Here is a 13259-nt window from a genome sequence, read left to right as displayed (position 1 = left end):
GGGGATGCGTCCGAGTCGGAGTTCGCGATCCACGCGTTCCGGTTCGGATACGACATCCAACAAGCCCACTACGAGCACACGTACAACCTCATCACGGGTGAGACGAGACCGTACCTGTTCGCCGTCATCGAAGCCCACCCGCCCTACCTCACCGCGGTGCACGTCCTCGGCGCCGACGAACTCCTCATGGCCCGCAGGCGGGCACGGGAGGCCCGCGAGCGGTACGCCCGTGCGATCGAGACGGGGGAGTGGCCCGGGTACAAGACCCGTAGTGGTGGGCCTATCGGCATCCTCCAGGCACCCGTCTGGAACGTGAATGCCTACATCGACGAGTTCGAAGGAGCAACAGCATGAGTGACCTTGAGTGGTACCACTACCCCGAGCAGTACGGGCACTTGCTGGAGCAGACGAAAGATCACGAGCTGGTCGTGCTTCACGAAGACGGCCTCTACCGGCACCTTCGATTCAAGGCACCCGGTACCAGCATGTGGCACTGGGATGTCATCACCTGGCCCGGTTCACTCGCCATTCGAGGCGACATCGGCGAAGGCTTCATCTTCACCCGCACCCAGAACATGCTCAGGTTCTTCGACCAGGGCCAAGCTCCCGGCTGGATCAACGCTGACTACTGGGCCGAGAAGCTGGACAGAGGATCTCGCAGCGTGAAGGAGTTCTCTTCCAAGTCGTTCCGGGACTGGCTGCAAAAAGCAGTCGAGGATCGCGACGACGCAGCGGAGATCATGTCGGATGCCGAAGACGTGGACTACGACCACGAGGCGATCGACCTTCTCAACGACCATCGCGTCGATTGGGACAGCGTCGGCGACTGGCAGGACTACGAGTACCACTTCATCCTGGCGCTCCACGCGATCCTCTGGGGCGCGAAGAAGTACCACGAAAGCAAGGCGACGACATGACCGACGACATCGATATCCCTGAGGACACGAGGAGATCCCGTCTCCCGAAACCTCACGCCCAGGTCATGGATGAAGAGTTCGTGACCGCCGCGGAACGGTTCGCCGCATTCCGCGAGCAGCACCCGAAAGGGTACGTGGAAGCGACGATCGACCGGGTCATCGAACACCCAGACGGGCATGTCACCTACGTCCTGCACGCCGCAGCGTGGCTCGAACGTACTGGCTTCGGGATCGTGTCCAGACCGGATGCGACCGCATGGGCACAAGGATCCACGAAGGACGACAACGCGATCATCGCCGGTTCGCCTCTCGAATCGGCCGACACCATCGCCCGGTCGCGGGCACTCCGGAACCTCGGCATCCTCGACGGCGCCAAGCCGACCAAGATCCGTGAACCATGGACGGACGAGCAGAACGGTGCTGACGTCACCGCGGCGCGGGGTCGAGTAGGCCTGTCTCAGAAGGAGCTTGCCGCGCGCATGTCCGAGCTGGGCTTCGCGTGGACTCAGGCCACCGTCTCACAAGTCGAGAAGGGGGAACGTCCGCTTCGGGTCACTGAGGGCGACCACCTGACCAAGCTCATCGGATTCAGGACGTGAACGCGGCGTCCCGGAGAGCCTATGAGGTTGTGTCGGAGCGTGCCGGTGGGCGCTGTGAAGGTTGCGGAGAACGCGCAGCCTCACAGATGCACCACCGGCAGTTTCGTTCACGGGGCGGGAAGGACACGCCCGCGAACCTCGTGCACCTGTGCCTCTGGTGCCATGCGATCGCTCACTCCGCCGAACCACCACAGGGTTGGGCTGTCCACTCGTGGGACGACCCCGCCGAAGAACTGTTCCTGCATCACTGGGGACTCATCTACCTGAAGGACTGACCATGAGAATCCTGACTGTTCGCCAGCCCTGGGCTTGGGCGATCATCCACGGCGGCAAGAACGTCGAGAACCGCGTCCGGAACATCGCAGGCGACTACCGCGGCCCGGTCGCGATTCACGTCGCACTAGCCGACGCCGAGAACGCCCCCGAATCACTCTGGTTGCAGCACTCCGGTTGGTATCGCGCGCGCACGTCCCAGCCCAAGAAGTTCGAACCGGCGTGGTCTGACCGCGGATACATCATCGGCGTTGTCGACCTCGTGGATGTCCACAGTGCATCCGTGATCGGCGGGTGCGGCCGAATGCAGAACGACTGCGACGAGCACCCGTTCGGATGCCGCCACCATTGTTCGACATGGGCGATGGGACCTGCGCCAGAGGGCTGGTATCAGCACCTTGTGTTCGAGAACCCGCGGGCGCTCGACGAGCCGATCCTGTACAAGGGTACGCTCGGCCTCCGCCGTCTGGACGACGACATGATCGCTCGCATCAACCGGGAGCTGTCATGACGCCCGGTCACGTCTTCCCGGCCCGCTACGACGGCACCTGTGCCGCGGAATGCGGATCTCGCATCCATCCCGGAGACCCGGTGAGGTACGACGATGACGACCAACTGCGGCACGACCAGTGCACCCCGAAGCGGTCCAAGTTCGATATCGGACCCCGTGAGGTCGTCTGCCCCGACTGCTTCTGCATCAGGCCATGCCGATGCCTCGACTGAAAGGAGGGTGAACAGTGCCCTGGTTCAAGGTAGATGACCAGTTCTGGTCACACCCGAAGGTCGTAGAACTCTCCGCCGACGCGGTGGCGTTGTGGGTGCGCGCCGGCTCCTATGCGGCGCAGCACCTCACTGATGGTGTGGTGACGTACGGGATCATCCGCATGCTCGCCGCCGACCGTGACGCGGCCACAGAGCTCACAAACGCGGGGCTGTGGGACCAGCAGGACGGCCGAACATGGCTGTTCCACGACTGGGACGACTACCAGCCTGACGCGGTTGTCTCGAAGGAGCGAAGACAGAAGAAGCAGGATGCGTCAGCGCTCGGGAATCACGACCGTTGGCACGTCGCCAGAGGTATCCAGGTCGAGGGGTGCTCGCACTGCATCGCAGGTGCGATCCCACCTGCGATCCCTTCTGCGATTCCCGGGGGATTCCCCCCGTCCCCGTCCCCGTCCCCGGACTCTACTCACCTTTCAGAGAGTCAGTCACGAGATACACGCGCGAGCGTCGGGACGGACGAGCAATCTGCGGAGCCGTACAAGAGCACCCTCGCTTCGCAGTACGGGATCGACGTCGCCCGGGTGCGGAAGCACCTTGACGACAAGCTCGGCCTGATACTCGCACCGCCCGACGTGGTGAACGTGTCGATGTGGATCCTGAACAAGATCCCACAACCACCGCGAGCACCCACGAGCTACATCATCGGGTCGATCACGAAGTCGCCCGCCGAGGTGCAGCAGTACATCCACGAATCAGCGCTCATCTGACCGCTGACCGATCGCAGGCCACCACCCAACACGGGCTGGTGGCCTTTCCCATTGACGGAGGAAGAGGCATGAGCATCAATCGAAGCTCGCGATACGAAGAGATCCACGACAAGACGCACGAGCAGTTCTTCACCCAGCCGCAGAACCCGACCGAAGCGCACTGGTGGAAGAAGTACGCCCCCATGTGGCGAAACCGCGTCGGGCTGGCGCGACTCACTGCTGACGCGGCATCAGGCGAAGCGGCGGGGCTTCTGCGTTCGATCAATCCCGGCCTGTTCCGAACCGACCCGGAGACGCTGCAACTTCTCCGCGAAGCACAGGAGGCAGCGACCGCGTTCTCAGCAGCGATGGAGCGGGAAAGCTGGCGGCGCTTCAAGGGCGAGACCGATGCATGAAAAGTCCATGACGGCGCTCCCTGACTGGATGACCGCGGACTACTGGTTCGCCGACTACATCGAGCGCCTTCAGAAGTCGCAGCCGAGAACGATCCGGCTACCGCGAGAGAGGGTATCCATCCCTGATTCGGAAGCGGACGCCCGGGCCTTCCAGGAGAAGACCGAACAGCTACGGCGATACCTCGCCGGCGAACGAGAGAAGCACATCGCATGAATGCGGACATCATCACTGACACCACCTACCCGCACAGTACCGTCGAGGGCTTCCAGGGTGGTTGCAACACCGCCCACTGTCCTGCAGAGGTTTCCTGCCGCACCGTCCACACCCGCTACGTGGGGGACTGGGCGTTCAGGAGACAGGTCAACGCAGGGAAGACTCCTGCCGAGATCGTCGCCGCCGAAGAGGAAGAGGCGCGGGAAACCGCACGCGCCGATCTGAAAGCCAAACGAGCCCGCCCAGGTGTACGTGCCGGGGCAAGCCGAGAAGACCGCCGTGCAGCCGCCAACAGGGCACGCGGCGACGGCCTCGCACTCATCCCACGCCACACCCTCCGCGAACTCCTCAACGCGGGACTCACAGACCGGGAAATCGCGACCAAGCTCGGCCTCAACCGCCGCCAAGTCACCGGGTCACGCCGCAACGCCGGGTATGAACGCAACCCGGACCGGAACCGGCGTCCAACCCCCAACCCAGCCCCCGCAACCTTGGGGGCTTCTTCGTTCCAGGAGAACACATGACGACGCCGGTTCCATACGCCGAGTTCATCGCTCGCCGTCGTGCACGAGTGGTGTTCTCGGCATTCGCCGGCGTCGGGTCGGAACTCCACGTTGCGGTCCGGCTTGGGCGCCGAGCGCGCGGCATCGAGCTCAAGCCCTCGTACTGGCGGACCGCATGTCAGTACCTGCATGAGCTCGAAGCGGAGATCGCAGCGCCCAAGCTCACCGATCTGCTCACGGCGGAGGACTCGTCGTCATGACCTGGACTCTCGAGCTCCCATACGACCGCCCACCCAAGGGGCTGTCAGCCAACTACCGAGGCCACTGGGCACCGAAAGCGAAGTCCACGGCGGAGGTGCGTGCACTCGTCGTCACCCTCGCCCGCAACGCCCGCATCCCGACCATGGGCCGCATGCAGGTGGAACTGGTGTGGGTCGTGACGGACAACCGGAAACGGGACGCCGACAACGTGTTCCCGCTCCTAAAAGCCGCCGCTGATGGTCTCGCATCCGACAGGGGAGTGTCCGCACACCTCGTCCCGGACGACAGCCCCGAATGGTGCGTGAAGATCGCACCCCGAATCGAGAAACGCGACACCGACACAGCCCACTTCGAGCTGATCGTCACTGACATCACCCACCGGCCCGAACAGGTCGACCAACTCACGAAGGAAAGACTCACATGAGCAAGCGCACAAGCCAGCACGAGCAGGTAGATCATTCTCAGATCGCAGTCGGTGACCAGATCCGCTTCCAACCTGACTCGCGGGAGCGCGCATGGTGGACCGTCACTCACCGAAACGACGATCATGTCGTCGCGGTGAGGCAGGCGCCGTTCCATCCGAAGGGCACAGTCGAGTACACCGTTACCGGACGCATGGACGGACGTCGAAACGGCACCGGCCCCGGACTCGTCCGGTCTTCGCTCAATACCCTCGGGGGCGGTTGGGACTTGAGTAACCGCGAGGACGCCGGCTCGGTGGAGATCCTCGACGCCCTCGAATCAGGGCAGTACGAGCTCTCAATGCGTCGTGTCATTGACGTCCACAGCATCCATCGCAGGTCGGGCGCGCAGCAGCCCACCCCCGACCTCACCTCGTCTGAACTGTCCGAGGTCACCCGGTTCGGCATCCACGAAGAAGACCAGGAGGACGAACAGTGACCGAGCAGACCGGCAACAACAAGCCAAACGATGCCGAGGGTTTGGCTTTCCCCCTCTCCGGCAACGAGAAGCTGATCGAGGAAGCCGCGAGGAAGTGGATTGACAATCTGCTAGGCGGCAACGGATTCGGGAGTGGCTACACCAGTGACGAACTTGACACGTGGGCTACTGAATTGGTGGCCGTGTTCGAGAAGGCTCTCACCCCTACCGACGACGAGCGGGAAGCGCTGGACTACCTGGACGAGATGAACGAGGCAGGTCGCATCGAGTACGACGACTACCGCAACCTGCACGACTTCATCTCAGGCGCCGTAGAACCCGCCCGAGAGATGTTTCCCGGCACTCTTGCTGCACTGGACGACCTGACCACACTGCCGAAGAAAGGACAGGAGCGATGATCGCTCGACTAGAAGTAACACGCGGGTCACTCACGGAGTATCCGCTTGCTGAGAAGACCCGTGGCGGGTGGCAGAACGGAGTCACATTCTACCCCGATGCGGAGGTAACGAAGGTCACGCCGCTCATCGTGAGTCGAGCCTGCATCTGCACTCCCGCTATCGCTGGAATCAGCGACGGACCAAACCTGGACTGCCCGGAGCATGGGGAGCCACAGGGCGAACCGTCCGACGCGGCCCTGTACGCAGCTTTCAAGGCATTCCGCGCCCACGAGCGCAAGCAAGAGTTCAATGAGTTTGATGAGCTGACCTGCTCTGAGTGCGGATATGCGTACACATGGAAGGCCCCGGATGGCCGGTATGTCGTGCTGCCGCGTCGGCGGGAACGTCATATCGCTCGCGAGGCTCTGCGTGCTGCTGGGGGTGTGCGATGAGCGGGAACATCACAGACCCGGACGACGAGTTCTACACCGGATGCACCGATGAGTGCGAAGACGGCTGCGAGGCCGACCATCGAGGGGAGCAGTGATGAGCGAGTACACACCGACCACCGACGAGATGCGGGCGTTCTACACCGCTGAACGTCTCGACGGTCCACACCTTGGCGGGTTCCCGCTGCCGACCGTCGAGCAGGCTGAGACCGAGTTCGACCGCTGGCTGGCTGCTCATGATGCCGAGGTGCGGGCGGAGGCTCGTCACGAGTTCTGCGATCCCCGGCTGGGCTGTGTCGTAGCCGAGGAACCGGAGCCGAGCACCGAGCCGACGTGTGAGCACGGGACGATGCTGACGTATCTGTGCGCCGATTGCGCTGACGGGGTGGGCGCGGAGCCACAGGGCGAACCGTCCGAACACCGCGACCGGATCGCGCTTGCTGAGTTCATCGACAAGGCGCTCGACGGAGACGCAGGGTATGGGGTCGGTGAGTTCCTCGCGGGCGGAATCCTGTCGTTCCTGAGTGAGCGCACCGCTCTCCACGCAGCGTTTGAGCCGCAGGGCGAACCGTCCGACGCGCACCTGAGCAACGTCAGCATCGACGGCGTGCAACAGTCATGGAAGCAGCTGTACGAGCGCGAGCACGAGCAGCACCTCGCACTGCAAGGCTACCGACGCATGCTGTCCGACCTCGATCGCAACGCGAGCGGACGCCACGAGGGTGACTACGACTCGCACGCGACGGGTAACGGCGGGATCTCGGCGGGCAACCCGCACCTGACGACAGGTCAGATCATCGGGTACGACATCGGCGGACGCGAGTATGTCGTGCCCGAGCCTCGCGACCGCGGCACGCTCTCGGCCTGGGTTCGTGCTGCTGGGGAGGCTGGGGGTGAGGGGCGATGAGCGCCGGATACGAGTACCCGATCAGTCACTCGGACATCCAGTGCGGTGAGTGCTTGCTGTACTTCCGCCTCGACGGCGACCTGATTGCCCACCGTGGGCAGGAGCACACCGCAGAGCAGCGATTGACCACGATCATGCACGACCGAAGGGAAAGGCGATGAGCGAGTACGCACCGAGCACCCGCGACATCCGCGAGATGTTCCACATCGGAATGTTCTCCCAGCACAAGACACCGGCCCGGCTGAACCTGCCCGCCTTCGATCGCTGGCTGGCTGCTCATGATGCCGAGGTGCGGGCTGGTGTCGTAGCCGAGGAACCGGAATGGGAGTACGGGTGGCGCTCGCTCTGGCCGGACGGAGAGGAGTACGAGTGGCAGGCGCTCCCGAATCGCGAGGCCGCAGAGGAAGCGATCCGCATCCATCAGGACTTCGAGGACAACACCGACCAGATCGGCGGACGACTCGAATTCACGCTCTGGAAGCGCACGAAGTCGAAGGCTGGCCCGTGGGTGCCGGTGAAGCAGGAGAACGACAATGACTAGGCCGCTGAGCACCACATATGTCGCCGTTCACCAAAGGATCGCTGCGCGCCGTGGCAAGGCCCGCGAGTACCAGTGTTCTGCGTCCGGTTGCGAAGCGCAGGCCCGAACCTGGGCATGGCAGCACACCGGTCCCTACGTCGAGGCGGAGCCGACGTCGAACAACGCTGCTCGCATCTGGGGGACGGAAATCGAGGACTACGCGCCGATGTGCGGGACGCACGCCATGCGGCTCGATCTCGGAGGGACGCTGACGCACTGCCCGTCAGGACATGAACGCAGCGACAGCAATGTCTACGTTTACCCAAAGGGCAGCATCGTCTGCCAGACATGCAAGATCGTCTCCAACCGTGCGCGGAAGGCGTTGCGGATCTTCAAGCGCTGCGAACAGTGCGGGCTCAAGGTTCTTGAGCAGAACGTCGCACAGCACGTGAAAACCGTGCACCACGGCTCACCTCGGAAGATCGATTGCGGTCACTGCGGACGGAGGATGCACCGGAGCAACAAAGCGCGCCACCTGAGGCTGGTGCATTTCATCCAGGCTGAAGGAGCGACCGATGCCTGACGTCCTCGGCCCCGACTGCAGGGACGGGAAGTGTGCGGCCTGTACGTGCGACGCATGGAACAACACCACCGATCGACCATGCGCCTGCGAGTGCGCATGCCACGACACGAAGGAGGGCGAGTAATGGCGATCGTCACGCACTACACGGACGAGCAACGTAAGAACATCGCTGAACGAATCGGTGCACTGTTCGAGCTCCCCAACGCGGGCATGAAGATGACCCGCGAAGGATGGCGCATGGAGGGCTGGGGCGATGGAGTCCAGCTGACCGTCGAACTCGTGACGTTCATCACCCCGGAGGAAGCCGAAGCCATCCTCAACGCCAAACCGATCGAGGGAGCCGCAAAATGAGCGATCATGCAAACGTCGGCTACCTCACCTGGGAAGAGTTCGACCGGTTCCAGAAAGCCGTGCACAACTCACAGAAGGTCGTCCCATGGTTCCGCGTCGCCGGGTACATCAAGGGCGGAGTCGAGGAAGTGCGCGCCCCGTCATCGAACCACCCAGTCGGCATTCCGCCGACGTGGCTCGCGGCCGAAGAGATCACCAGGCTCTCCCGCGAGCTCCGATACTGGGCCAACCTCGAAGACATCGCCAACGACGACATCGGCGCCATGACCGCACGAGACTTCACCCGTGAGGTCGAAACCGCGATGGCACGCTGGCCGATCGAGGACAAGCCCCGCAAGGTCCGCCACGTTCGCTGCCAAGGCTGCGCCGGCGAGACCATCCGCTACACGCCACCGGTAGGCATCTGGCAGCCCGTCAAGATCGCGTGCACCGAATGCGCACGCACCTACACCGAGGACGAGTTCAAGACCCTCGTCGAACTCGTCAACGCCGAGATCAAACGAACGGAGGAAGCCATTGGGCGCACTAGACGACTGGGTGCAGCTTGACGAAGCCACCACAATCACTGGCAGATCCACCCACACCATCTACCGGTGGGCCAGAGAAGGAACCGTCCGCACCGTCAGGCCCGGTGATGTCATCTGGTACAACATCCGAGACCTCAGAAACGCATCCAAGAAAACACCGGGACGCCCGAGGAAGTAATCTGCAAAACCTGCTACAGTAGCCGCGAGGCTCAAGAACTATGTTCCCAGCCCCCTAAGCCGCCACTCACACGAGGGCGGCTTCTTGCTTTCACGCCTGATCCGCGAAACGATCCGCCTGGCCCCCGTAAGGGGCTACTTCTCGTTAAGAAGCCCCGACGCTGCTACCAACAGCTCGGGGCGGTGACCGACTTCAAGGAGTCGATATGAAGAATGCTAACTCATTGAGCGATGTTCCCCTCCACGCTCGCGAGCGTCTCGCCGCGGGGATACAGGAGACCCCAAGCGGGTGTCATGAGTACAGGATCAAAGCCAAGCGAGGGTACGGGCATCTGCGCTTCGCGGGGCGCGAGTACGCGGCTCACCGCGTTGCGTGGGTGATTTCCAACGGACCGCTCCTCGACACTGACGTTGTTATCCATCACGTATGCGAGAACCGGAGCTGCGTGAATCCCAGGCACCTTGAGGCGGTCTCGCAACGGGCCAACCTCCTGGCGACATCCTCAACCATCGCGGCGCGCAACTCCACCAAGACGCACTGCATACATGGACATGAGTTCACGCCTGCGAACACAATCCGGACGAAGACCGGTCGCGCTTGCAGGCCATGCAGCCGAGAGGCAAAAGCCCGATACCGCGAGAAGAAATCCCCAAGCCTCCCGGCAGATCGTTGACCCAGAGTCGCGGTTAGCTCGGTCGCAGGACGCCGCAATGACACGCGGCACATAGAGCACCCCATGACGGGAGCTCACCAACTGAACACACTCGGTGCCCGCGTGATGGCGTGGCCGAGTACATGCCTCTAGCTCATTGGCAGAGCGGCGGTCTCCAAAACCGCGCCGTACCAGGTTCGATTCCTGGGAGGTATGCGACACCGCAAGGTGCTATCGAGGTCCGCCGTGCACCCGCGTAAGCAAAGCTCGGCACCCTCTCCTTTCCTTCGACTCCACCCCACCAAACACGGGGAAGCGATCGGCGTAATCGAATAGCCAATACGGCTATTAATCCCATCTCATGCAGGGAGCGGGAATGAAACTCACGCTCGGCATCGTCGCCGGCATCAGCCTCTCGATTCTCGCCCACATCATTTGGAAACCTGCCCTCGGATGGGCACTCTCGAGAGGCGACTGATGAGTGACATTCGCGAAGTCAACGCCGCACACCAGCCGAATGACCTCCAGCGGCGCCGTGACCTTCACCGCCTCGACAAGCGCGAACTCGTCAACATCATCCGCGGCTACGAGACAGGCATCGCCAACCTCACAGCCCGCATCGACGCATACACGGACGAACCATGAGCGCCTACGTCTGCGAGCTCTGCGGCATCGACCGGCACACCTACGCCGCCATGATGGCCTGCGAAGAGGAATGCCACGCCGAGAACATCGCAGCCCGCAAGAACCACGTCAGCCCCCGCATCATGCGCCCCATGCACAGGTGGGAAGACGACTGACATGGCGCCCCACACCTGCCCCAGTGCGGCACCCCATGGCCATCCCCAGCCGACGCCGACACCTGCTGCACCCACGATCACCTCACGGGATACGAGCACAGCGGGGACGACAGGCACGGTGTCAGCTACCAACTCGGCTACGACTGAGGAGGTGGGCGCGATGGTCCGCCGCAACAGCAACATGCAGAACCGCATGAGGGAGCACGTACGCCGCCTCGGGGGAAACTGCCGCATCTGCGGTGAACCCATCGACTACACGATCCCGTACTTCCTGCCAGGGACACGCAAACCAAACCCTGAAGCATTCGTTGCCGACCATGACATCCCCATCGACAAGGGCGGACGTCACGACCTGAGCAACGCACAGCCTGCACACTGGCGATGCAACAGCAAGAAGCGCGCACGCCTGGTAGCCCCGATCATCAAGAGGTCAGGCACACTCAACTGACCTTCGAACACGACTCCGAACCCCAGGGGGAGTGCCCCCTCACCCGCATCGACAGCGGGTCTCCGGGGCTTGCCGTTCTCTCTCTCTGGTCTTTTTTTCGTTTCCTCGAAAGGGGCCGTGATGAAGAATCGAACGTCTGTTCTTCGGGCGGTGAAGGCTGATGAGGTGCCGGAGCCGCCGAAGATTCTGACTCTCGCTGAGGCGATCGAGTCGGGTGACTACTTGCAGATCCTTCTTGCGCAGCGTCGCGAGATCGCGAATGACCTCCCTGATGAGAAGGGGCCGGCGAAGGCTGCGCTTCACCGTCAGCTCTCGCTTCTGTCGAAGGAGATTGAGGCGTTGCAGCGCGGCGGCGAGGAAGACGCGGAGGGCGGCGCGAATGTCGAAGACGGAGAGTTCGACGCCGCCGCGATCTGAACCGAAGCTCACTGACCTCGCCCGCCACGTGGTCTACCCCAAGGGGATCGTGTCGACGGCGTGGCCTCGAGTGGTTGCCCAGTGCGCCGCGATGGGCGTCAAGTTTGACGAGTGGCAGCACGGCATCGGCACGGTGGCACTGGGCAAGTCGAAGGACGGCAAGTACGCGGCGACGATCGGTGGCATTGTCCTCTCGATCCCGCGTCAGGTCGGCAAGACGTTCCTCGTCGGCATGATCATCATCGCCCTGTGCATCCTGAACCCGAAGATGACGGTTCTGTGGACGGCACACCGGACGAAGACGGCCACGAAGACTTTCCAGACGATGCAGGGCATGGTCCGGAAGAAGAAGATCCGTGGTCATCTCGCCGCTGGGCGCAATGACGGCATTCGAACAGCGAATGGCGAACAAGAAATCCGGTTCCGCAACGGTTCGGTGATCATGTTCGGCGCCCGCGAGGGTGGTTTCGGCCGTGGTTTCGATGAGGTCGACGTCGAGGTGTTCGACGAGGCGCAGATCCTCGGCGAGAAGGCGCTCGAAGACATGGTGGCGGCGACGAACCAGTCCCGCCAGCCGGCCGGCGCACTTCTGTTCTTCATGGGCACACCGCCACGGCCCACCGATCCTGGTGAGGAATGGCTGGGGCGTCGCAGCGAGGCGCTCGAGGTCAAGCCGCTCGATCAGGTCGTGGGTCTGTCCGACGACATGGTGTACGTCGAGTTCTCAGCGGACAAGGATGCCGATCCGGATGACCGGGCGCAGTGGGCGAAAGCGAATCCGTCCTTCCCGCACCGCACGCCGCTCGAGTCGATGCTCCGCATGCGGAAGCAGCTCAAGAACGAGGACTCATTCAAGCGCGAAGCGATGGGCATCTACGACGCGCTCGATTCCGGGCAGGTCATCGATGACAACTCGTGGGGTGCTGTCAAGGATCCCGCGTCGATGGCGATCGATCGGATCACACTTGCGATCGATGTCGCCCCGGATCGCTCGGTGGCTTCGGTGTCTCTGGCTGGTCAGCGTGCTGATGGTTTGTGGCACGTGGAGCTCGATGAGCAGAAGCGGTCGGTGGAGTGGGTGTCTGCGTGGGTGAAAGCTCGTGCGGAACGCAATCAGCTGCACGCGGTCGTCGTGGATGAGATGACCGGACTCGTCGAGGAGCGACGCGGCCGGAACTATCTGGTCGGAACCGATGTTGTGGTGACGCTCGCTGCTGCTGAGGGCCGGGATATGGCGATCGCGTGCGGGCAGTTCTTCGACGGAGTGATGGAGCCTTCACCGAAGCTTCGGCACACGGACCAGCCGCAACTGAACGTGGCCCTTTCCCTCGCCCGGAAGCGCCCGCTCGCTGGCGCGTGGGCGTGGAACCGGAAGGACGCAGAGTCGGACATCACTCCGATCGTGTCAGCGACTCTCGCCCTGTGGGGTGCTCAGAAGGACGACGTGGAACGCCCGACGCGGCGCCGCGCAACGGAACGTACGGCTTTGGTGCTGTAG

At 63.1% G+C, this 13259-nt stretch carries 24 protein-coding genes and 1 tRNA gene; all 25 read left to right on the top strand.

Translation table 11 applies throughout. The features are described from left to right. The coding region (locus tag DSP71_RS08910; protein ID WP_181800700.1) for a PD-(D/E)XK nuclease-like domain-containing protein at nt 1-354 on the top strand (354 nt) is incomplete at its 5' end. Beyond that, complete coding sequence (locus DSP71_RS08905) at nt 351-917, top strand: hypothetical protein (protein WP_113680912.1); 567 nt, start codon at nt 351-353, stop codon at nt 915-917. The genes DSP71_RS08910 and DSP71_RS08905, both read left to right, overlap by 4 nt. After that, the gene (locus DSP71_RS08900) at nt 914-1516 is read left to right on the top strand and encodes a helix-turn-helix transcriptional regulator (protein WP_113680911.1); all 603 of its coding nucleotides are present in this window, start codon (nt 914-916) and stop codon (nt 1514-1516) included. The genes DSP71_RS08905 and DSP71_RS08900 overlap by 4 nt, the downstream gene beginning before the upstream one ends. After that, a complete protein-coding gene (locus DSP71_RS24635) occupies nt 1513-1791 on the top strand; it encodes an HNH endonuclease (protein WP_396652051.1) in 279 nt (92 codons plus the stop codon). Before DSP71_RS08900 ends, DSP71_RS24635 begins: the two co-directional genes overlap by 4 nt. 2 nt (nt 1792-1793) lie before the next feature. Beyond that, the gene (locus DSP71_RS08890; RefSeq protein WP_113680910.1) at nt 1794-2300 is read left to right on the top strand and encodes a hypothetical protein; all 507 of its coding nucleotides are present in this window, start codon (nt 1794-1796) and stop codon (nt 2298-2300) included. Between the two features lie 226 nt (nt 2301-2526). After that, entirely contained in the window at nt 2527-3279 is a 753-nt protein-coding gene (locus tag DSP71_RS08885; RefSeq protein ID WP_113680909.1) for a hypothetical protein, read from the top strand. Between the two features lie 68 nt (nt 3280-3347). Continuing rightward, entirely contained in the window at nt 3348-3674 is a 327-nt protein-coding gene (locus DSP71_RS08880; protein ID WP_113680908.1) for a hypothetical protein, read from the top strand. Then, entirely contained in the window at nt 3667-3888 is a 222-nt protein-coding gene (locus DSP71_RS08875) for a hypothetical protein (protein WP_113680907.1), read from the top strand. The genes DSP71_RS08880 and DSP71_RS08875 overlap by 8 nt, the downstream gene beginning before the upstream one ends. Next, a complete protein-coding gene (locus DSP71_RS21680; RefSeq protein ID WP_147251258.1) occupies nt 3885-4412 on the top strand; it encodes a hypothetical protein in 528 nt (175 codons plus the stop codon). Before DSP71_RS08875 ends, DSP71_RS21680 begins: the two co-directional genes overlap by 4 nt. Next, nucleotides 4409-4651 carry a hypothetical protein gene (locus DSP71_RS08870; RefSeq protein WP_113680906.1) on the top strand — a complete coding sequence of 81 codons (243 nt, stop codon included), beginning with the start codon at nt 4409-4411 and terminating at the stop codon, nt 4649-4651. The genes DSP71_RS21680 and DSP71_RS08870 overlap by 4 nt, the downstream gene beginning before the upstream one ends. Beyond that, nucleotides 4648-5076, top strand: coding sequence for a hypothetical protein (locus DSP71_RS08865; protein WP_113680905.1), 429 nt, complete (start codon nt 4648-4650; stop codon nt 5074-5076). Before DSP71_RS08870 ends, DSP71_RS08865 begins: the two co-directional genes overlap by 4 nt. Beyond that, the gene (locus DSP71_RS08860; protein ID WP_113680904.1) at nt 5073-5552 is read left to right on the top strand and encodes a hypothetical protein; all 480 of its coding nucleotides are present in this window, start codon (nt 5073-5075) and stop codon (nt 5550-5552) included. Before DSP71_RS08865 ends, DSP71_RS08860 begins: the two co-directional genes overlap by 4 nt. Next, on the top strand, nt 5549-5950 hold the full coding sequence (locus tag DSP71_RS08855) for a hypothetical protein (protein WP_113680903.1): 402 nt from the start codon (nt 5549-5551) through the stop codon (nt 5948-5950). The genes DSP71_RS08860 and DSP71_RS08855 overlap by 4 nt, the downstream gene beginning before the upstream one ends. A 525-nt stretch (nt 5951-6475) precedes the next feature. Then, complete coding sequence (locus DSP71_RS08850; protein WP_113680902.1) at nt 6476-7285, top strand: hypothetical protein; 810 nt, start codon at nt 6476-6478, stop codon at nt 7283-7285. A gap of 157 nt (nt 7286-7442) precedes the next feature. Next, complete coding sequence (locus DSP71_RS08845) at nt 7443-7826, top strand: hypothetical protein (protein WP_113680901.1); 384 nt, start codon at nt 7443-7445, stop codon at nt 7824-7826. Next, nucleotides 7819-8388, top strand: coding sequence for a hypothetical protein (locus DSP71_RS08840; RefSeq protein WP_113680900.1), 570 nt, complete (start codon nt 7819-7821; stop codon nt 8386-8388). Before DSP71_RS08845 ends, DSP71_RS08840 begins: the two co-directional genes overlap by 8 nt. Nucleotides 8389-8511: 123 nt before the next feature. Further along, a complete protein-coding gene (locus DSP71_RS08835) occupies nt 8512-8739 on the top strand; it encodes a hypothetical protein (RefSeq protein WP_113680899.1) in 228 nt (75 codons plus the stop codon). Further along, nucleotides 8736-9287: a hypothetical protein gene (locus DSP71_RS08830; protein WP_113680898.1), complete on the top strand. Its 552-nt coding sequence runs from the start codon at nt 8736-8738 to the stop codon at nt 9285-9287. The genes DSP71_RS08835 and DSP71_RS08830 overlap by 4 nt, the downstream gene beginning before the upstream one ends. A gap of 362 nt (nt 9288-9649) precedes the next feature. After that, nucleotides 9650-10117, top strand: a complete 468-nt coding sequence (locus DSP71_RS24630) for an HNH endonuclease signature motif containing protein (protein WP_113680897.1) — start codon at nt 9650-9652, stop codon at nt 10115-10117. Between the two features lie 122 nt (nt 10118-10239). Continuing rightward, nucleotides 10240-10312: transfer RNA gene (locus DSP71_RS08820), tRNA-Trp, on the top strand. 261 nt (nt 10313-10573) lie between these two features. After that, nucleotides 10574-10741, top strand: a complete 168-nt coding sequence (locus DSP71_RS22155) for a hypothetical protein (RefSeq protein WP_179516182.1) — start codon at nt 10574-10576, stop codon at nt 10739-10741. Next, nucleotides 10738-10896, top strand: coding sequence for a hypothetical protein (locus tag DSP71_RS22150; protein WP_179516181.1), 159 nt, complete (start codon nt 10738-10740; stop codon nt 10894-10896). The genes DSP71_RS22155 and DSP71_RS22150 overlap by 4 nt, the downstream gene beginning before the upstream one ends. Before the next feature lie 118 nt (nt 10897-11014). Then, nucleotides 11015-11344 carry an HNH endonuclease gene (locus DSP71_RS22145; RefSeq protein WP_220151104.1) on the top strand — a complete coding sequence of 110 codons (330 nt, stop codon included), beginning with the start codon at nt 11015-11017 and terminating at the stop codon, nt 11342-11344. Nucleotides 11345-11413: 69 nt separating this feature from the next. Beyond that, nucleotides 11414-11761 carry a hypothetical protein gene (locus tag DSP71_RS08810; RefSeq protein ID WP_147251257.1) on the top strand — a complete coding sequence of 116 codons (348 nt, stop codon included), beginning with the start codon at nt 11414-11416 and terminating at the stop codon, nt 11759-11761. A 91-nt stretch (nt 11762-11852) separates the two neighbouring features. Continuing rightward, nucleotides 11853-13259 carry a terminase gene (locus DSP71_RS08805; protein WP_181800699.1) on the top strand — a complete coding sequence of 469 codons (1407 nt, stop codon included), beginning with the start codon at nt 11853-11855 and terminating at the stop codon, nt 13257-13259.

It is taken from the genome of Microbacterium sp. H6 (assembly GCF_003314775.1).
Lineage (GTDB): Bacteria > Actinomycetota > Actinomycetes > Actinomycetales > Microbacteriaceae > Microbacterium > Microbacterium oxydans.
Note: the sequence above shows the minus strand (reverse complement) of the source record. Positions and strands in the feature narration are given on the sequence as shown.